This window comes from Massilia sp. 9I, assembly GCF_902506415.1.
Taxonomy (GTDB): domain Bacteria; phylum Pseudomonadota; class Gammaproteobacteria; order Burkholderiales; family Burkholderiaceae_D; genus Telluria.
Genome location: NZ_LR733275.1, coordinates 99,516 through 117,499 on the forward strand (window position 1 = coordinate 99,516; position 17,984 = coordinate 117,499).

17 protein-coding genes are annotated in these 17,984 nt (G+C 66.9%); 4 read left to right on the plus strand and 13 right to left on the minus strand.

The window, feature by feature from the left end; genetic code table 11:
* Positions 1-66 precede the first annotated feature (66 nt).
* Genes pstS through alr form a run of 5 tightly spaced genes read right to left on the minus strand, consistent with a single transcriptional unit; the run spans position 67 to position 4,472 of the window.
* Entirely contained in the window at positions 67-1,098 is a 1,032-nt protein-coding gene (gene pstS, locus GV068_RS00470; RefSeq protein WP_159695486.1) for a phosphate ABC transporter substrate-binding protein PstS, read from the minus strand.
* Between the two features lie 55 nt (positions 1,099-1,153).
* The gene (locus GV068_RS00475) at positions 1,154-1,591 is read right to left on the minus strand and encodes a hypothetical protein (protein WP_159695487.1); all 438 of its coding nucleotides are present in this window, start codon (positions 1,589-1,591) and stop codon (positions 1,154-1,156) included.
* A gap of 27 nt (positions 1,592-1,618) precedes the next feature.
* On the minus strand, positions 1,619-1,939 hold the full coding sequence (locus GV068_RS00480; RefSeq protein ID WP_159695488.1) for a PilZ domain-containing protein: 321 nt from the start codon (positions 1,937-1,939) through the stop codon (positions 1,619-1,621).
* A gap of 57 nt (positions 1,940-1,996) precedes the next feature.
* Positions 1,997-3,373, minus strand: coding sequence for a DNA repair protein RadA (gene radA / locus GV068_RS00485; RefSeq protein WP_159695489.1), 1,377 nt, complete (start codon positions 3,371-3,373; stop codon positions 1,997-1,999).
* Positions 3,366-4,472 (minus strand): alanine racemase, encoded by a 1,107-nt coding sequence (alr, locus tag GV068_RS00490; RefSeq protein WP_159695490.1) that lies wholly within the window; start codon positions 4,470-4,472, stop codon positions 3,366-3,368. The genes radA and alr overlap by 8 nt, the downstream gene beginning before the upstream one ends.
* A gap of 137 nt (positions 4,473-4,609) precedes the next feature.
* Here alr and lplT point away from each other — a divergent pair, with 137 nt between their 5' ends.
* On the plus strand, positions 4,610-5,860 hold the full coding sequence (lplT, locus tag GV068_RS00495; RefSeq protein ID WP_159695491.1) for a lysophospholipid transporter LplT: 1,251 nt from the start codon (positions 4,610-4,612) through the stop codon (positions 5,858-5,860).
* A gap of 44 nt (positions 5,861-5,904) precedes the next feature.
* On the opposite strand, the gene GV068_RS00500 is transcribed toward lplT, so the two are convergent.
* The 4 genes from GV068_RS00500 to tsaB are packed head-to-tail and all read right to left on the minus strand — an operon-like array spanning position 5,905 to position 8,885.
* A complete protein-coding gene (locus GV068_RS00500; protein ID WP_159695492.1) occupies positions 5,905-6,861 on the minus strand; it encodes a DUF1853 family protein in 957 nt (318 codons plus the stop codon).
* Positions 6,845-7,705 (minus strand): uracil-DNA glycosylase family protein, encoded by an 861-nt coding sequence (locus tag GV068_RS00505; RefSeq protein WP_159695493.1) that lies wholly within the window; start codon positions 7,703-7,705, stop codon positions 6,845-6,847. Before GV068_RS00505 ends, GV068_RS00500 begins: the two co-directional genes overlap by 17 nt.
* On the minus strand, positions 7,702-8,172 hold the full coding sequence (rimI, locus tag GV068_RS00510; RefSeq protein WP_159695494.1) for a ribosomal protein S18-alanine N-acetyltransferase: 471 nt from the start codon (positions 8,170-8,172) through the stop codon (positions 7,702-7,704). Before rimI ends, GV068_RS00505 begins: the two co-directional genes overlap by 4 nt.
* The gene (gene tsaB / locus GV068_RS00515) at positions 8,169-8,885 is read right to left on the minus strand and encodes a tRNA (adenosine(37)-N6)-threonylcarbamoyltransferase complex dimerization subunit type 1 TsaB (RefSeq protein ID WP_159695495.1); all 717 of its coding nucleotides are present in this window, start codon (positions 8,883-8,885) and stop codon (positions 8,169-8,171) included. The genes rimI and tsaB overlap by 4 nt, the downstream gene beginning before the upstream one ends.
* An 83-nt stretch (positions 8,886-8,968) precedes the next feature.
* Between tsaB and GV068_RS00520 the strand changes: the two genes are divergently transcribed.
* The gene (locus tag GV068_RS00520) at positions 8,969-9,388 is read left to right on the plus strand and encodes a thioredoxin family protein (protein ID WP_159695496.1); all 420 of its coding nucleotides are present in this window, start codon (positions 8,969-8,971) and stop codon (positions 9,386-9,388) included.
* On the opposite strand, the gene GV068_RS00525 is transcribed toward GV068_RS00520, so the two are convergent.
* Entirely contained in the window at positions 9,385-11,697 is a 2,313-nt protein-coding gene (locus GV068_RS00525; RefSeq protein ID WP_373888432.1) for a molybdopterin cofactor-binding domain-containing protein, read from the minus strand. The genes GV068_RS00520 and GV068_RS00525 overlap by 4 nt on opposite strands.
* Positions 11,663-14,857: an EAL domain-containing protein gene (locus tag GV068_RS00530; protein WP_159695498.1), complete on the minus strand. Its 3,195-nt coding sequence runs from the start codon at positions 14,855-14,857 to the stop codon at positions 11,663-11,665. The genes GV068_RS00525 and GV068_RS00530 overlap by 35 nt, the downstream gene beginning before the upstream one ends.
* Before the next feature lie 179 nt (positions 14,858-15,036).
* On the opposite strand from GV068_RS00530, the gene GV068_RS00535 reads away from it, so the two are divergent.
* Positions 15,037-15,543, plus strand: coding sequence for a DUF1993 family protein (locus GV068_RS00535; RefSeq protein ID WP_159695499.1), 507 nt, complete (start codon positions 15,037-15,039; stop codon positions 15,541-15,543).
* A gap of 42 nt (positions 15,544-15,585) precedes the next feature.
* Here GV068_RS00535 and GV068_RS00540 read toward each other — a convergent pair whose 3' ends face one another.
* Positions 15,586-15,798: a DUF1289 domain-containing protein gene (locus GV068_RS00540; RefSeq protein WP_229463559.1), complete on the minus strand. Its 213-nt coding sequence runs from the start codon at positions 15,796-15,798 to the stop codon at positions 15,586-15,588.
* Positions 15,779-16,348: a DUF1415 domain-containing protein gene (locus GV068_RS00545; RefSeq protein ID WP_159695500.1), complete on the minus strand. Its 570-nt coding sequence runs from the start codon at positions 16,346-16,348 to the stop codon at positions 15,779-15,781. Before GV068_RS00545 ends, GV068_RS00540 begins: the two co-directional genes overlap by 20 nt.
* A 321-nt stretch (positions 16,349-16,669) precedes the next feature.
* Between GV068_RS00545 and GV068_RS00550 the strand changes: the two genes are divergently transcribed.
* The gene (locus GV068_RS00550; RefSeq protein ID WP_159695501.1) at positions 16,670-17,983 is read left to right on the plus strand and encodes a transglycosylase SLT domain-containing protein; all 1,314 of its coding nucleotides are present in this window, start codon (positions 16,670-16,672) and stop codon (positions 17,981-17,983) included.
* The last annotated feature ends 1 nt before the right edge of the window (position 17,984 follow it).

Consider the following 17,984-nt stretch of genomic DNA (forward strand, 5'->3'; position numbering starts at 1 on the left):
TTTTTCGTCAATCTTTCTGGCAAACGGATGGGCCGCCAGAGCGGCCCATCCTGTGCTGTCGAGGTCTTACCAGAGCGCCTTGCCGGCGGCGTCCTTCAGGTTGGCGCGCCAGGCATCCTGCACCAGCTTGGTGACCGTGTCCGGCATCGGCACGTAGTCCAGTTCGACGGCGGCCGGGTCGCCGTTCTTGTAGGCCCAGTCGAAGAACTTCAGCACTTCCTTGCCTTTTGCGGCGTCAGCCTGGCTCTTGTGCATCAGGATGTAGGACACGCCGGTGATCGGCCAGCTGGCCTTGCCCGGCTGGTTGGTCAGCACCACCGCGAAGCCCGGCGTGCCGGTCCAGTTGGCGCCGCTCGCTGCCGCCTTGAAGGCTTCGTCGTCCGGCTGCAGGAAGACGCCGTCCTTGTTCTGCAGCTGGGTGTGCTGCATGCGGTTCTTCTTGGCGTAGGCCCACTCGACGTAGCCGATCGCGCCCTTGATGCGCTGCACGTTGGCGGCCACGCCTTCGTTGCCCTTGCCACCCACGCCGACCGCCCACTTCACCGCGGTGCCGGCGCCGATCTTCGATTTGAATTCCGGGCTGACCTGCGACAGGTAGTCGGTCCAGAGGAAGGAAGTGCCCGAGCTGTCGGCGCGGCGCACCACGGTGATGTCGTCCGCCGGGAGCTTGACGCCCGGGTTCAGCGCGGCGATCTGCGGCGCGTTCCACTTGGTGATCTTGCCCAGGTAGATGTCGGCCACGACGGCGCCGGTCAGCTTGATCTGACCCGGGGCGGTGCCCGGCAGGTTCACGATCGGCACCACGCCGCCCATGATGGCCGGGAACTGGAACAGGCCGGCGGCGTTCAGCTCAGCAGCCGGCAGCGGCATGTCCGAAGCGCCGAAGTCGACGGTTTTCGCCTTGATCTGCTTGATGCCCGCGCCCGAGCCCACCGACTGGTAGTTCAGGCCGGTGCCCGAGGCCTTCTGGTACAGCTCGGCCCACTTGGCGTACACCGGATACGGGAAAGTGGCGCCGGCGCCGGTGATGGTGGCGGCCTGCGCGCTGGCGGCGAGGCCGGCGATGGCGATGGAGACGAACAGGTGCTTCACGCGCATGATGGATCCTTTAAGAGGCCCGGGACACGGTCCCGTTTCATTGACGCTGCGAAGTCTACTGGCCGAATATGACAAGTTCATGACAGATGTAATAATTCGGCGCGGCGGCGGTATATTGACGCAGTTCGCGCGCCCATGGCACGCGCTTCGCCGCCCGTGCGGCGTTCGGCATCAAAGCGGCCCGGACCGATGCAAAAATATTCACAGCCCCGCCCCACTCACCCCTTGTAAATACGGCGCCCTCTGCTAATCTGGAAGTGTCGTTTTCATAGGGAGGGGATGCTGAAAAGCGTTCGACTGTATGTGGAGTGTCATGGTGTTTGCGATACTCAGCGGCCTGGCAGGACTCGTCGCCTTCGAGATCTGGCAGGAAGTGCAGGGTAGCCGAGATGGGTTGTACGATCACTATCACGAATAGTGTCGGTCCGGAGCTCCGGACCATGTCATAAAGCGACAAAACGGCGAGGCCCAGAGGGCGCTCGCCGTTTTGCATTGGTGCCGCCGGAGCGACGGAGAAGGTTCAGCGCAGGAAGCGCGCCACCGCCGTCATCGCCGCCAGTTCCAGGTTCAGGAACTGGAAGCCGACCTTGAATTCGCCGCTGCTGAAGATGCAATACAGCGCCTTGGCGCGCGCGCTGATCGGGACCTGCTTGCCGTCGACCAGCAGGTCGAAGCTGACCTGGCAGGTCTGCCCGACCAGCAGCGGATCGGCCAGGTTGATGCTGACGCCGTTGGCGCCGAGGTCGCTGGTACGGCCGCTGACCGGTGCCTCGCCTTCCGCGGCGACGCGTGCACGCACGCGCAAGACCTTGCGTTCGGATTTTCTTTGTTCTGTAAACACGTTAAACCATTAAGTAACTGATGAGCCAGGCGGCATTATAAGAGTTCAATCACGCATTCAGTCCAGTTCGCGCAGCTTGGTGAACGCTTCGTCGATGCGCTCCACCGCCACGATGGTCATGCCCTCGATTTTCTGCTTCGGCACGTTGGCCTTCGGGATCACGGCGACCGAGAAGCCGAGCTTGGCGGCCTCGCGCAGGCGCTCCTGGCCGCGCGGCGCCGGACGGATCTCGCCGGCCAGGCCGACTTCGCCGAACACCACCAGCCCGCGCGGCAGCGGCTTGTTGCGCATCGAGGAGTTAATCGCCAGCAGGACGGCCAGGTCGGCTGCCGGTTCGGTGATCTTCACCCCGCCCACCGCGTTGATGAACACGTCCTGGTCGAAAGCCGCGATGCCGGCGTGGCGGTGCAGCACCGCCAGCAGCATCGCCAGGCGGTTCTGTTCCAGGCCGACCGACAGCCGGCGCGCGTTCGGCAAGTGGCTAGCGTCGACCAGGGCCTGGATCTCGACCAGCAGCGGCCGCGTGCCCTCCTGGGTCACCATCACGCAGGAACCCGGCACCTGGCTGTCGTGCTGCGACAGGAACAGGGCCGATGGGTTCGACACCCCTTTCAGGCCCTTCTCCGTCATGGCGAACACGCCCAGCTCGTTGACGGCGCCGAAGCGGTTCTTGATCGCCCGCACCAGGCGGAAGCTCGACTGGGTATCGCCCTCGAAGTAGAGCACGGTGTCGACGATGTGCTCGAGCACGCGCGGGCCGGCCAGCGCGCCCTCTTTCGTGACGTGGCCGACCAGGATGATGGTCACCCCGGTCTGCTTGGCCACGCGGGTCAGCTGGGCCGCGCATTCGCGCACCTGGGCCACCGAGCCCGGCGCCGAGGTGAGCGCATCCGAATACAGGGTCTGGATCGAATCGATCACCGCCACTTCGGGCTTGAGGTCAGCCAGGGTGCCGAGGATTTTTTCGAGCTGGATCTCGGCCTGCAGTTTCAGCTCGGCCGAATCGACCGAGAGCCGGCGCGCGCGCAGCGCGATCTGGGCGCCGGATTCCTCGCCGCTCACGTACAGGGTGTTGCGGGTGGCGGCCAGGTTGGCCAGCGCCTGCAGCAGCAGGGTCGACTTGCCGATGCCAGGGTCGCCGCCGATCAGCACCACGCCGCCCGCCACCAGGCCGCCGCCCAGCACGCGGTCGAATTCCTCGATGCCGGTGCCGAAGCGCGGCACGTCGAGCGCGTCGATGTCCTTCAGCGACAGGACCGGCGCGGTCTGCGCCAGGCTCTTGTGCTGGGTCTGGGACATGCGGTTCACGCCAGGGGTGTCGGCCACAGTCTCGACCATCGTGTTCCAGGCCTTGCAATCCGGGCACTGGCCGGACCAGCGGCTGGCGACCGCGCCACACTCGCTGCAGACAAAAGAGGTTCGTGCCTTAGCCATCGCTTCCCATTCTTCCTTCAGTCACGCGCACCCGCGGGGCGAGCGCGCACATCAATTCATAGCCGATCGTGCCGGCGGCCTGGGCCACCTCGTCGATCGGCAGGCCATCGCCCCACAAGGTCACCTTGCTGCCGATGCGCGCATTACGGATCGGCGTCAGGTCGACCGTCATCATGTCCATCGAGACCCGGCCCACGAGCGTCGACCGCACGCCGTCGACGATGACCGGCGTGCCGTGCGGCGCGTGGCGCGGGTAGCCGTCGGCATAACCGCAGGCCACCACCCCGACCGTCATCGGCCCCGGCGCTTCGAAACGGCTGCCATAGCCGACCGTGTCCCCTGGCTCGAGCTGCTGGATGCCGATGATTTCCGAACGCAGGGTCATGGTCGGGCGCAGGCCATAGTCCGCCGCCGAGCGCCCGCCCGGGGTGCCGCCGTAGAGCATGACGCCGGGGCGGACCCAGTCGTTCGAGAGCAGCCCGCCCAGCTCCGCCTGGTGCAGCACGCCGCCGGAATTCGACAGGCTGCGCTCGCCCGGCAAGTCGCCTGCGCCGTACTGGAAGCGGCGCACCTGCTCGGCGATGGTCAGGCGCGGGTGCTCCAGTTCGTCGGCGTTGGCAAAATGGGTCATGTGGGTGATGTTGCGCACTCCCGGAATCGCGCGCAGGCGCTTGAAGGCGGCCGCATACTCGTCCGGCGTGAAGCCTAGGCGGTTCATCCCGGTATTCATCTTCAGGTGCACGTCGATCGGGCGGTACAGCTGGGTGTATTCCAGCATCTTCACCTGCTCGATATTGTGCACCGCGCTGTTGATATTGTGCTCGGCCAGCAGCGGCACGTCGGACGCGTCGAAGAAGCCCTCCAGCAGCAGGATCGGCTTGATCCAGCCCGCTTCGCGCAGGCGCAGCGCGTTCTCGGTCTCGACCAGGGCCAGGCCGTCGGCCTGGGCGAAGCCGCGCATGCCGCGCTCCAGGCCATGGCCATAGGCGTTGGCCTTGACCACGGCCCAGATCTTCGCCAGCGGCGCGCACGAGCGGGCCTGCGACAAATTATGCTGCATCGAATCGAGGTGGATGGTGGCGGAAAGCGGGCGTGGCATGGCAAAAACCGGCTTTGACGGAAAGGGTCTATTTTACCGGAGCGGGCGCAGCCACGCTTTTGACATGGCGGGTTTTCTTTTGGTGGGAGGGGCATTCATGGTATAAAGCAACTCGAACCAGTTTTTACTCTTTTCGAATGAATCGTGGCTTTTATACCATCATGGCGGCGCAGTTCTTCTCGTCGCTGGCGGACAATGCGCTTCTCTTTGTTGCGATCGGTCTGCTGACGTCGATGAACGCCCCGGCTTCGCTGACACCCCTGCTGAAGCTGTCATTCGTCCTCTTCTACGTGCTACTGGCCGCCTTCGTGGGCGCGTTCGCCGATTCGCTGCCCAAGGGCCGCGTGATGTTCATTGCGAACCTGATCAAGATTTCGGGCTGCGCCCTGATGTTCTTCGGCGTGCATCCGCTCATGGCCTATGCCGTCGTCGGTTTCGGCGCGGCCGTCTATTCCCCTGCCAAGTACGGCATCCTGACCGAACTGCTGCCGCCCGAGAAGCTCGTCCCCGCCAACGGCTGGATCGAGGGCCTGACGGTGATGTCGATCATCCTCGGCACCGTACTGGGCGGGACCCTGGCGGGCGAACGCGGCTCTGCCTTCCTCCTCAGCCTGGGCGTGCCGGGCATCGATACCGGCGCCCATGCGGCGATGGGCGTGGTGGTCGTGATCTACGTGCTGGCCTCCGTATTCAACCTGCGCATCCCGGACACCGGCGCCCGCTACGAGCACCAGGAGCGCAACCCGGCCAAGCTGATCTCCGATTTCGCCAACTGCTCGGCCACCCTGTGGCGTGACAAGCTGGGCCAGATTTCGCTGGCCGTGACCACCCTGTTCTGGGGCGCCGGCGCGACCCTGCAGTTCATCGTGCTGGAGTGGGCCGAGCGCTCGCTGCACATGCCGCTCGACAAGGCCAGCAACCTGATCGGCGTGTTCGCGATCGGCGTGGCCCTGGGCGCGGCGATGGCGGCGCGTATCATCCCGCTGCGCAAGTCGCTGACCGTGATCCCGCTCGGGATCGTCATGGGCCTGGTGGTCTGCATCATGATTTTCGTGACCTCGGTGACCCTGGCCTTCCCGCTGCTGGCCCTGATCGGCTTCCTGGCAGGCTTCTTCGTGGTGCCGATGAACGCCCTGCTGCAGCACCGCGGCCACGTATTGATGAGCGCTGGCCATTCGATCGCGGTCCAGAATTTCAACGAAAACCTGTCGATCCTGACCATGCTGGCGCTGTACGCGATCATGATCACGCTGAACCTGGACCTGGACATCATCATCGTCGTGTTCGGCATGTCGCTGGCCGCCCTCATGTTCTTCATCGGACGCCGCCACGCGGCCAACCAGCGCGAGCACGACTCGCTGGCGCTGATCGGCGAAGAAAAACACTGATTCATTCTACGTATCACAGAGCCACAAAGCTCGTGTGATACGTATCACACCGCCTTGACCATCCGCCGTGCGGCCGCCCGTTCGCGCCAGTCGTTCGGCACGATGAAGCCGCGCTCGATCTCCTCGATCATCTGCCCCGGCACGTAGCGCACACTGGACACCAGCACCGGTGTCGACGAAGTCTCGAACTGGGCCGACAGCTCGGCGTGCAGCTGGGCGCGGGTCAGGATCCAGGTGGCGGAAGCGGCGCGGAACGGCGCCAGCCACTGCAGGCGCGGCAGCATCAGGAAGTCTTCCCCCGCCAAGGTGTCGATCTCGTCCAGCGCGCACCAGAAACCGCGGCAGTGGCCGGCGGCGATGCCGCGCATCTCGGGCCAGCTGCCGGAGGGATAAAACAGCCAGCCTTTGACCAGCGCCCGCGCCTTCGACACAGGACGCGGCAGCAGGCTTTGGGCGGCCGGATGCGCGCCCAGGCTGAGCTGGCGCTCGAAGACCTTGCGCATCTTGAGGCCCAGGCTGTCGGCCAGGTTGGGGCCGACCAGGGCGTCGAATTGCTGCCCGCCCTCCCCGTCCAGCAGATAGAACTTGGTGGCGAACTCGATGTGCTCGACAGCAATCGGGCCGTCCTCCAATAGGAAATCGAACTCGCCGATGGTGTCGTTGGGACTGGCACGCACCTGCAGGCCGTGCGCGACCAGCCGGCCGTGCTCCTGGAAATAGAAGGCCAGGAGTTTTTCGGCATACAGGCCGAGGCGGGTGTAGATCTTGCCGCCGAGGGCAGCGTCGAGCGGTGCGGGGTCGAAGTCGAGGCGTTTGAGCCAGTCGGCGACCTCCGGCGTTACCGGCCCGAGCGTCGCGATGCGGCCGGCCCACTGGGGATCATCGGCATCGAGCAGGTCGGGTGCGTCGAGCAGCCAGGCCAGCGCCCGTACCCGCGCGCGCCGCAGGTGGCCCCAGCGGCGGTGAAAGCCTTGCTGGTAGCTCTCAGCCGGCGTGTCCACTTGTGGCTCGCGCCCGGCACAGGTCGGCCCAGGCCAGCGCCTTGTCGCCGCCGCGGCGCAGCAGTTCGCCCGGATGCAGTGTCGCCACCAGCGGCACCTCGCCCAGCGCGTGGGTCGCACCGCGCGTGCCCGCCAATGGTTCGGCCAGCGGCTTGCCGAGCAGGCCGTTGGCCGCGACCTGGCCCAGGGTCAGCACCAGGCCGGCGCCCGTCAGTTCGCGTTCGCGCTCCAGGAAGGGACGGCAGGCCGCCGCTTCTTCAACAGTAGGCGCGCGGTCGCCGCCGTTTGCATTCGCAGGACGGCACTTGACCAGGGTAGTGACGTACACATCGCTCTCGCGCGACATGCCGACCGCCGCCAGCATATTGTCGAGCAGCTTGCCCGGATCGCCGGTCAGCGGCTGGCCCGCCTTTTCATCCAGCGCGCTGGCGGTGCCGGCGGCGACCAGCCAGCGCGCCTGGCGTGCGCCGCTGCCCATCACCGGTTGACGGCCTTCGCTGCAGGCGCTGCAGTGCTTGCAACTGGCGATGGCCTGGCGCAGGGACGGCCAGTCCAAGGTGGAGACGTCGACGCGCTCGCGTTCGGCCGCATCGCCCCAGGCGCTGTCTTCGCGCGCGGGCGGCGTCCACGCGGGACGCACCGGCGCTTCCGCAACCTGGCGCGGCATCGGCGGCGGGGCCAGGGGCTGCGGCGCGGCTTGCGGCGCAGCTTCGGCGACGACGGTTTCCGGCATGGGCTCGGCCTCGGCAAGCGGCTCGGGCTGCGGCTGGCTACGCAGGCTCCAGAGCGGGCCGATGCCCATCTCGGCCAGGAAGGCCGCGTCGCGCTCACTCAGTCTGTTCACAGGTCGATCCTCATCACGATGGCGTCCTCGCGCTGCCCGCCGTGGGCCGGATAATACGCCTTGCGGCGGCCGATCTCACGGTAGCCGTAGCGGCGGTAGACGTCCAGCGCGCGCTCGTTGGACGGGCGCACTTCCAGCAGGATCGAGGCCATCCCCTGCTCGCGGGCGCGCTCGCCAATGCGGTCCAGCAGGTGGCGCCCCAGGCCCTGGCGCTGGCGGCCGGCTGCCACCGCGACGTCGAGCAGATGGGCCTCGTCCACCGCGTACATCAAGAGATAGTAGCCGGCCAGCGCGCCGGTCTCGTCGCGCGCGGTCCAGGCGTCGTAGCCGCTGGCCAGCGAATCGCTGAAATTGCCGCGGCTCCAGGGATGCGGGAACACGCTGCATTCGAGCGCGTACACTTCGTCCACGTCGGCAGGGCCCATCGGCGCAAAGCTCAGGCGCGTGACGTCATGCATGACCGTCATGCGGCGCCCTTCGCGGCATTGATGGCCTGGCGCTCGGCGCTGGTATAGGCGACCTTGTTGCGCAGGTAGACCGGCTGCGCCTGCGCAGCCGGCACGGCCTGGCCGGCGGCCAGGGCCGGGGCGCCCAGCAGCGCCAGTTCGCGCGCGTGCGGCAGGATGTCGTCCAGGGCTCCTGCGGCGAAGGGCTTGCCGGCAAACGCCTCCGGATACGCCGAGAAGCCGTTGCCGCAGGCGGCCAGGCCTTCGGCCGGCAGCGGCGCCAGGTCTTGCGGCGCGCACAGCGCCGGCGCGGCGAGCTCGATCCAGGCGCCGCGCGCGGCGTCGTAACGATACTGCGCCCAGTACACCTCGCCCATGCGCGCATCCAGCACCGCCAGCACCTCGGTAGCGCCCGTGCGTGCGCGGCAGCTTTCCGCCATCGCCTCGAGCGTCACCAGCGGCAGCACCGGCAAGCCGGCGCCGAAGGCGAGGCCCTGGGCCACGCCGCAGGCGGTGCGCACGCCGGTGAAGGAGCCGGGACCGGCGCCGAAGGCGATCGCGTCGCAGTCGGCGAGCCGGATGCCGGCTTCGCCCAGCAGTTCCTGCACCATGGGCAGGACCGATTGCGAATGGGTGCGTACGCCGGAAGTGGAACGGGCGATGACGCGATCCCCGTCCAGCAGCGCGCAGGAGGCGAGCTCGGACGAGGTTTCGATGGCGAGAATCTTGGACATGCCGGTATTTTACCTGCTCGGCAGCGGCGCGGCCACGGCGTAGCATGGCACACGCGGCGGAAACACACGGTACAATCCGGCTCATGCAAAGCCTGACCCTGGATTCCGACAACCGCGCCGCCATCGGCGCCGCCATCCAAGGCGACTCCCTGATCGTCGCCTGCCTGTGCGCCGCCTGGTGCGGCACCTGCTCGTCCTACCGCGCCACCTTCGAAGAGCTGGCCACGCGCCACCCCGACAAGACCTTCGTCTGGATCGATATCGAAGACCAGGCCGACGTCGTGGGCGACCTCGACGTCGACAACTTCCCTACCCTGCTGGTGCAGCGCGGCGATACCGTCGCCTTCTTCGGCACTATGCTGCCCGACGGCCTAGTTGCCGACCGTCTGGTGCAGGCGCAGGCCGCCGCCACGCCGGACGAACTGGCGCACCTGGCCGCGTCCAGCGAGGAGCGGCGCGCCTGGCAGCGCGACTGCAACCTGCGGGTCCTGCTCGAGGTTTAACTCAATCGCAAGGGCAGGCTGCGCAGCCGCTGCCCGGTGAGCTTGAACACGGCCGATGCCACCGCCGGCGCGACCGGCGGCACGGCCGGCTCGCCCACGCCTTCCGGGTGGGCGGCGCTCGGCATGATGATGGTCTCCACGTGCGGCGCCTCGTTCATGCGCACTACCTGATAGTCGCCGAAATTCGACTGCTGCACGCGCGCGCCCTTGTGCGTGATCTCGCCGTAGAGCGCGGCCGACAGGCCGAACAGCACCCCGGATTCCACCTGCTGCGCCACGATGTTCGGGTTCACCACCAGCCCGCAGTCGATCGCGCATACCACCCGGTGCACGCGGATCTGCGTGCCCTCGACCGACACCTCGGCCACCTGGGCCACCGTGCTGCCGAAGGAGCGGTGCAGCGCCACGCCGTGCGCCCGCCCCGCTTCCGGCTGGCCGGCGCGCGCGATCGCGGCGTCCAGCACCGCCAGCGCGCGCGGGTGCTCCTTGAGCAGCGCGCGGCGATACTCCACGCCGTCGCGTTTCGCCGCATGCGCCACTTCGTCCAGAAACGCCTCCTTGAAGAAGGCATTATGCGAATGCCCGACCGAGCGCCAGTACCCGAGCGGTACCGGGCTGTCCACGATCACGTGGGCGATGCGCTGGTTGGCGATCGCATACTGCATGTCGTACTCGCCTTCGGCGGCGGTCTTGTCCGGCCCCAGGCCGGGCAAGCCGAGGTTGCGCTGGAAGTACTGGTGGCCGATGGCGCCGCCGGCCGATTTGTTATCCCAGGCCAGGATGTTCCCCTGGGCGTCGAGGTGGGCGCGAAAACGCGCCAGCGCCGCCGGGCGGTAGACGTCGTTTTTGATGTCCTGCTCGCGGGTCCAGATCAGCTGCACCGGGCGGCCGTCCGCCGCCATCGCCACCGCCACCGCCTGCGACACCATGTCGACCTCGAGCCGGCGCCCGAAGCCGCCGCCCAGCAGCATCACTTCGATGCTCACGTCTTCGCGGTCGACGCCGGCCACGCGCGCGGCCACGTCCACCGCGATGCTCGGCACCTGGGTCGAGGCCCACAGGCGCACCTTGCCGTCCACCACCTGGGCGGTGCAGTTGACCGGTTCCATCGGCGCATGCGCCAGGAAGGGCGCGCGGTACTCGGCCGACACCGTCAAGGCCGCGCCGCGCACGTCCTGGGTCCCGGTCTCGTGGTACACGTAGCCGCTTTCGCCGTCGAGCGCGCGTGCGAACTCCTCGAACACGCTCTCGGTGGAGAGCTTTTCGGTGGTCTCGACTACCCACCTGATCCGCAGGACCTCGAGCGCCTCCCTGGCCTGCCACCAGCTGGTCGCCAGCACGGCGACGCCGGCGCCGATGCCGCTGTATTCGTCGCCCAGGCCGGGGGTCTGCACCAGCTTGATCACGCCCGGCCGCGACGCCGCCGCCTTCTCGTAATCCACCAGCATCGCGCCCACCATGGGCGCCATCTTGACGGCCGCGTAGAGCATGCCGGGCGGCCGCGCGTCGATGCCGAACATGGCGCTGCCGTCGACCTTGGCACGGCTGTCGAGGCGCGCCAGGGGCTTGCCGATCAGGCGAAACTCGCGCGGCTCCTTCAGGCGCACGTCGCCGGCCTCGATGCCGGCGCCGACCCGCGCCGCCACGGCGGCCAGCGCGCCGTAGCCGATGCGGCTTCCGCCTGGGTGCACGACGAAGCCGTCCTCGGTGCGCAGACGTGCCTCGGGCTGTTTCCACTGCTCGGCCGCGGCCTTGAGCAGCATGGCGCGCGCCACCGCACCCGCTTCGCGCATCGGCATCCAGGCATCCTTCACGCTGGTGGAGCCGCCGGTGAACATGATGCCCAGTTCGCGCCCCAGCTTGGCCATCAGCCACTGAGCGCCCTGGCGCGTATTGCCGGTGTCGTCGGGGTGGAAGGGCAGGTTCTCGCGCAGCACGGTGAGGTTGGCGAAGATCTTGTCGATCGGGGCCTGGGCGATGCGTACGCTGGCGAGCGGCACGTCGAGCTCCTCGGCCACCAGCATCGGCAGCGCGGTGTGCACGCCCTGCCCCATTTCGCTACGCGGCACCACCACCGAGACCGTGCCATCCGGCGCGATGGCGATCCAGCCGTTCAGCGCCATGGCATCGCCGTCGAGGGCGAGGGGGTTGGCGGTATGCAGGCGCTGGCGCGGCGGTTGCACGCCCCAGCCCACCATCAGGGCGCCGCCGGCGAGCACGCCTCCCAACAGGAAATTGCGGCGCGAGACGCCGCTCTTTGCCGGACTCGCTTCTTCAGGCTTCGCTTGCTTCGGATGCACCAGCCTCATTCGATTCATTGTGGTCTTGTTCCTGTTCGGGTCCCCAGTGCGCCAGTATATCGCCTGGGGCCGCCGGCCGGCCGTAGAGGTAGCCCTGGGCCAGGCGGCAGCCGTGGCGCAGCAGGAACTCGGCCTGCTTCTCGTTCTCCACGCCTTCCGCCACCACCGCCAGGCCCAGGCTCTTGCCGAGCTGGATGATGGCCACCGCGATCGCCTCGTCATTGGCATCGGTCGAGATGTCCTGGATGAAGCTGCGGTCGATCTTGAGGGTCTGGACCGGCAGCTGGCTCAGATAGGCCAGCGAGGAATAGCCGGTGCCGAAGTCGTCGATCGCCAGGCCCACGCCCACTGCGCGCAGGTCGTTGATGTGCTCCAGCGCGTCGCTGGTGTTCATGATGACGGACTCGGTCACTTCCAGCTGCAGGCGGCCGGCCTCGAGGCCCGCGTCGATCAGCGCCGCGGCCACGGTCGGCGCGATCGAGCCGCGCTCGAACTGGCGCAGCGACAGGTTGACCGCCATCTTCGGCACGTGCAGGCCGGCTTCTTCCCAGGCGCGCATCTGGCGGCAGGCCTCGGCCAGCACCCACTGGCCCAGCTGGCTGATGAAGCCCGTGTCTTCGGCCACCGGGATGAAGCGCACCGGCGGCACCATGCCCAGTTCCGGGCTGTGCCAGCGCACCAGGGCCTCGACCCCGAGCAGGCGGCCGTTGTCGATCTCGACCTGCGGCTGGTAGTGCAGGAAGATCTCCTTGCGCTCGATCGCGCGCCGCAGCAGGGTCTCCAGGCGCAGGCGCTCGACGCCTTCGCTGCTCATCGAGGGCGCATAGAACTGGTAGCCGTTGCGGCCGCGCGCCTTGGCCTGGTACATCGCGACGTCGGCATTGCGCACCAACATGTTCAGGTCTTGCGCATCCTGCGGGAACAGGCTGATGCCGACGCTGCCGGTGACGAACAGTTCGTGGCCGGCCACGGTGAGCGGCTGCTCGAACAGGTGCATGAGCTTCTCGGCCACCTGGATCGCCCCGAAGGCGCCGTCGATGTCCTCCAGCAGCACGATGAATTCGTCGCCGCCCAGGCGCGCCAGCGTGTCGCCCTCGCGCAGGCAGCGGCCCAAGGCGCCCGCCACCTGCTTGAGCAGCTCGTCGCCGACGTGGTGGCCGAGGGTGTCGTTGACGTTCTTGAAGCGGTCCAGGTCGATGAACAGCACCGCCAGCTGCTGGTCTTCGCGCCCGGCGCGCGCCATCGCGTGCTGCAGGCGGTCGTGGAACAGCAGGCGGTTGGGCAGTGCGGTCAGCGGGTCGTGGTGGGCCAGGTGGTCGAGCTTGTCCTGCGATTCCTTGACCTTGGTGATGTCGCTGAACACGCAGACGTAGTGCGTCACCTCGTCGTCGTCGTTGCGCACCGCCGACGCGGTGAGCCACTCGAGGTAGACCTCGCCGTTCTTGCGGGTCTGCCAGGTTTCGCCGCGCCAGAAGCCGGTGGCGGCCAGGTCGCCCCACAGCTGCTGGTAAAACGCGTCGTCATGGCGGCTGGCGCGCGTCAGGCTCGATTGCTGGCCGAGGGCTTCGCGCTCGGTGTAGCCGGTGATCTGGGTGAAGGCCGGGTTGGTGGCGACGATCCGGCCGGCCACGTCGAGCACCATGACGCCGTCGGCGATGTGCTCGAGCACCGTGGCGGACAGGCGCAGCTTTTCCTCGGCCAGTTTGCGCTCGGTGATGTCGGCGAACACCCAGATGCTGCCCTCGTTCGGGCGCGCCGCGTCCAGCGCGCAGCCGCTCACCAGCAGCCAGAACACGCTGCCGTCGCGGCGGCGGAACTGGATTTCCTCGCCGGTGTCCGGGCCGCTGGCGATCTTCGGGTATTTTTCCAGCCACAGGCGCTCGTACTCGGCGCGCCCCGGGAACAGGATCTCGGTCGAGCAGCCCACCATCTCGCCCTCGGCGTAGCCGAACAATTCTTCGCCGCGGCGGTTGGCCGAGACGATGCGGCGCTCGCGCACGAACAGCACCCCGAACATGACGTTGTCCAGGATCGCGCCCTGTTCGGTAAGCAGGGCCTCGATGCGCATCTCGTCGTGCTTGCGTTCGCTGATGTCGTAGATGATGCCGTCGACGCGGAATTCCTCGCTGCCGAATTCGCCCTGCGGCTGGCCGATCTCCAGCACCCAGCGCTCGATGCCGCCGGCGTCGACGATGCGGTATTCGATTTCGTAGGGGCTGCCGGCCAGCAGCGCTTCGCGCGCCACATGGCGGTGCATGCGGCGGTCCTCCGGATGGATGATGTCGGCCCAGTCGTCGGTGGTGGCCAGCATGAAGCGCTCGGCCGGGTAGCCCGAGATATCCTCGATGGCGTCGCTGACGAAGTCGATATGGCCGCCAGGACGGGCGCGGAAGACGGCGCCCGGCACCTGGGTCACGATGGTGCGGAACTGCTCTTCGCGGCGGCCGATGTCGGCGAACAGCTGGCCGATCGCCATGCGCATTTGCTCCATCTGGCCGCCGAGTCGCCCCAGCTCGTCGCTGGCGGGCAAGGCCAGGGGTGTGTCGAAGTCGCCGCGCGCCAGCCGGTCCGAGAAGCCGGTGAGCGTTCGCAGCGGCGACAGCAGGCGGCGCTTGATCAGGAGCGCGATCAGGAGCAGCGACACCACCAGCTGGACCGCCAGCACCAAGGCGTAATTGCGCTGCTTGGCGCGCAGGTCCTGCTGGTAGTCATAGTCGCCCATCTCGATCGCCACGTGGCCGATCTTCTGGCCGCGCACCGCGATGTCGCGCTCGGCACGGTAGGCGCGCGTGCCCGGCGGCAGCAGCGCGCGGCGGTTGATGATTTCGTTCTGCGACACGTCGCGCACCGCGACGTGCACCACGGCCGGGTCGCGCATGAAGGAATCGACCAGGGCGCGCGCCGCTTCCTGGTTCATGTCCCATAATGATTCCGAAATGCCCAGCGCGAGCAGGTCGGCGTTGCGCTGCAGCGCGTCGTTCAGGGTGTGGGCGGTCGATTCGCGCTCCTGCACCCCGAGCAGGAAGTAGCCGCCGACCGCCGCCGGCAGCGCCAGGCCGGCGAACACGACCAGCAGCAGCGCGCCGTAAATCGAACGGCCATACAGCTGGCGCAACCGGGCGGGGAAGGCGCGAAGGGCATGGCTGAGTGAAGAACGGGGCTGGGACATCGGGGTTCGGCCTGGGCCCGCCGCGCGGCAGGATTAACTTATGGCAATTGACATGTCCAATTATGCATGGTCACTGACCAAGAGTCAGCAAATTGCATAGGGAGCAGGGTTGCTGTCTGTACAGATGTCGGCAGGACGCGACAAGACTTGATATGATTGAATCTTTCAGAGGAGAAACTATGAGCCTGTCCATGTATTCCGCATCGGTCCCCGTGTTCCAGAAAATGCTGCGCGCATTGGGCGCGGTGCTGGAAAAAGCCGAGGCGCACGCCCAGCAGCACAAGATCGATCCGAACGCCCTGCTGCAGGCACGCCTGTACCCGGACATGTTTCCGCTGGTGGGCCAGGTCCTGATCGCCACCGATTTCGCGAAAGGCGCGAGCGCGCGCCTGGCCGGCCAGGAAGTGCCGCGCTACGAGGACAATGAACAGAGCTTTGCCGAACTCCAGCAGCGCATCACCAAGACCCTGGGCTTCATCGAGACCTTGCCGCGCGAGGCTTTCGACGCGGCCGGCGAGCGCGCCATCACCCACGGCGCCGGCGAACGCGCGCGCCACTTCGAGCGCGGCGACGACTACCTGACGAGCTTCGTGCTGCCAAACTTCTTCTTCCACGTGACTACCGCGTACGCAATCCTGCGCCACAACGGCGTGCCGATCGGGAAGCGGGACTTCCTGGGTCTGTAATATATATAAGGGGTGGCGCATGGCCGGCCACCCCGGCAGGCATCAGGTATTCCGGCGCGGGTAGCCCTGCGCCAGGATGCGCACCCACACGCGCTCCTTTTCGTCGGCGTTCATCGACACCCAGTTCGCCACTTCCGCCACGGTGCGGCCGCAGCCGCGGCAGACCTCGTCGAAGGTGGTGGAGCAGACGGCCACGCAGGGCGTGTCCGGGCGCGGCGGCAGTGCGCCGCCCATATCAGCGTGCTGGTCCGACATCGAGCTTGTCCCAGCCGTCGTGGCCGAGCTTTTCCATGGTATCGATATTTTTCTCGAAAATCTCGGCCGCCTCCGGGAAGGCCTCGACCGCGCGATCGATGCTGTCCTCGCGCAGCAGGTGCAGGATCGGGTAAGGCGCGCGGTTGGTGTAGTTGGCGATGTCGTTGACGTCGGTGTCCGCGAACTGGTAGTCCGGGTGGAAACTCGCCACCTGCAGCTCGCCGTCCAGCTGCATGTCCTCGACCGCCGCATCGGCCACGTCCAGGAACTCGTTGTAATCCTCGAAGTCGTTCAGCACGAAGGGATGGATCAACAGGGTCGTGTCGACCTCTTCCGCCGGGGTGTCCGACAGGTGCTGCAGCTCGTCCATGAGCTGCTCCAGCAGCGCTTCCGGGGTGGTCGCGGGCGACACGACATAGCGCACCTGCTCCTTCACGTACACCGACTTGGCGAAGGGGCACAGGTTCAGGCCGATCACGGCCTTTTCCAGCCAGTTGCGGGTGGCGGCGACGATCGCGTCGTCGTCGGCATGCGGGTTTGCAGTACTCATGGATGACAAATCAATAAAAACGCCGGAGGCAGAAGCCGGATTGTACGCAGACTTTGCGTGTCCTCATAGATGGACACCCCTCGGGCGCTAGGCTAAGGAATAAATCGATGAGCATGGGCGGTTCCCCGTACGGTCGCGCATCTGCATCATTCTTCCGCGAACGCGTAGGCATTTCCCGGCAATATCCGTTTTCATGATGTCAATTTACACAAATGAACGCCGGAAAGAAATTTGTAACGATGCCTTGACTGACTCAAGCATGACTACGTACACTGCCCTCTTGACCAGTACGTTCGTTCTCGAACGCAACATTGGAAAGCGATGCACGACATGATCCGCAAGACCGTAGCGACTGCCGCGCTGGCACTCCTGGCCACCTCCCCGCTCACCCACGCGATGGACAATGCGCCCTCGCCCGCCACCGCGCTGAACGCCCGCGCCGTGGCGCCGCTGGCCTCCGGCCCGACCAAGGCCGACGAATACAAGGAAACCGACGTCTGGGGCCGCATCCGCAGCGGTTATGCCATTCCCGACCTCGACAACAGCCTGGTGAGCCGCCACACCCAGGCCTATAGCGCCCGTCCCGACAGCCTCAAGCGCATCTCGGGCCGTGCTTCGCCCTACCTCTTCCATATCGTCCAGGAACTGGAAAAGCGCGGCATGCCGACCGAGCTGGCCCTGCTGCCGGTGATCGAATCCGCCTTCAACCCGCAGGCCCTCTCCACCGCCGATGCGGCCGGCCTGTGGCAGTTCGTGCCGGGCACCGGCAAGGACTACGACCTGAAGCAGAACATGTTCAAGGACGAGCGCCGCGGCGTGCTGGCCTCGACCGACGCCGCCCTGACCTACCTGCAGCGCCTGTACACGATGTTCGGCGACTGGCAGCTGGCCCTGGCCGCCTACAACTGGGGCGAAGGCAATGTGCAGCGCATCGTCAAGAAGAACCAGGCGCTGGGCAAGCCGACCGACTTCGAAAGCCTGGCCGAGCTGATGCCGCCGGAAACCCGCAACTACGTGCCAAAGCTGCAGGCGGTCAAGAACATCGTCGCCAACCCGGCCCAGTACAACGTGGCCCTGCCGGCGATCGACAACCAGCCCTACTTCACCGCCGTCGACAAGACCAGCGATATCGACGTCGCCGTCGCCGCCCAGCTGGCCGAAATGTCGCTCGACGAATTCAAGGCGCTCAATCCGCAGTTCAAGAAGCCGGTCATCACCGGTGGCGAGAAGACCAAGATCCTGCTGCCGAAGGCAAACGCCGAGAAGTTCCAGCTGAACCTGGCGCAATGGGGCCGCGAGCTGTCGACCTGGACCACCCACAAGATCACCAGCGCCCGCACCAGTATCGCCGCACTGGCATCGAAGTTCGGCACCACCCCGGAAGTCATCCGCCAGGCCAACAACATCCCGGCGAAATCGACCGTCACGGCCGGTTCGACCATCCTGGTGCCGAAAGTCTCGGCCTCGAACGCCGGCGACATCGCCGAAAACATCATCGACAACGCGGTGGTGGCCTTCGAAGCCGAGCGCAGCCCGCGCGTGAAGGCATCGACCTCGCGCTACAAGGCCAAGGCGGCCACGCCGTCGAAGAACCGCATCGCCCGCAACACCTCGTCCAAGCGCAAGCAGCGCTGAT

Bases quoted from the DNA above. Each gene is read 5' to 3' on its own strand.
- pstS (WP_159695486.1), bottom strand. From the start codon at position 1,098: ATGCGCGTGAAGCACCTGTTCGTCTCCATCGCCATCGCCGGCCTCGCC.
- GV068_RS00475 (WP_159695487.1), bottom strand. From the start codon at position 1,591: ATGCAAAACGGCGAGCGCCCTCTGGGCCTCGCCGTTTTGTCGCTTTAT.
- radA (WP_159695489.1), bottom strand. From the start codon at position 3,373: ATGGCTAAGGCACGAACCTCTTTTGTCTGCAGCGAGTGTGGCGCGGTC.
- alr (WP_159695490.1), bottom strand. From the start codon at position 4,472: ATGCCACGCCCGCTTTCCGCCACCATCCACCTCGATTCGATGCAGCAT.
- lplT (WP_159695491.1), top strand. From the start codon at position 4,610: ATGAATCGTGGCTTTTATACCATCATGGCGGCGCAGTTCTTCTCGTCG.
- rimI (WP_159695494.1), bottom strand. From the start codon at position 8,172: ATGACGGTCATGCATGACGTCACGCGCCTGAGCTTTGCGCCGATGGGC.
- tsaB (WP_159695495.1), bottom strand. From the start codon at position 8,885: ATGTCCAAGATTCTCGCCATCGAAACCTCGTCCGAGCTCGCCTCCTGC.
- GV068_RS00520 (WP_159695496.1), top strand. From the start codon at position 8,969: ATGCAAAGCCTGACCCTGGATTCCGACAACCGCGCCGCCATCGGCGCC.
- GV068_RS00525 (WP_373888432.1), bottom strand. From the start codon at position 11,697: ATGAGGCTGGTGCATCCGAAGCAAGCGAAGCCTGAAGAAGCGAGTCCG.
- GV068_RS00530 (WP_159695498.1), bottom strand. From the start codon at position 14,857: ATGTCCCAGCCCCGTTCTTCACTCAGCCATGCCCTTCGCGCCTTCCCC.
- GV068_RS00535 (WP_159695499.1), top strand. From the start codon at position 15,037: ATGAGCCTGTCCATGTATTCCGCATCGGTCCCCGTGTTCCAGAAAATG.
- GV068_RS00540 (WP_229463559.1), bottom strand. From the start codon at position 15,798: ATGTCGGACCAGCACGCTGATATGGGCGGCGCACTGCCGCCGCGCCCG.
- GV068_RS00545 (WP_159695500.1), bottom strand. From the start codon at position 16,348: ATGAGTACTGCAAACCCGCATGCCGACGACGACGCGATCGTCGCCGCC.
- GV068_RS00550 (WP_159695501.1), top strand. From the start codon at position 16,670: ATGCACGACATGATCCGCAAGACCGTAGCGACTGCCGCGCTGGCACTC.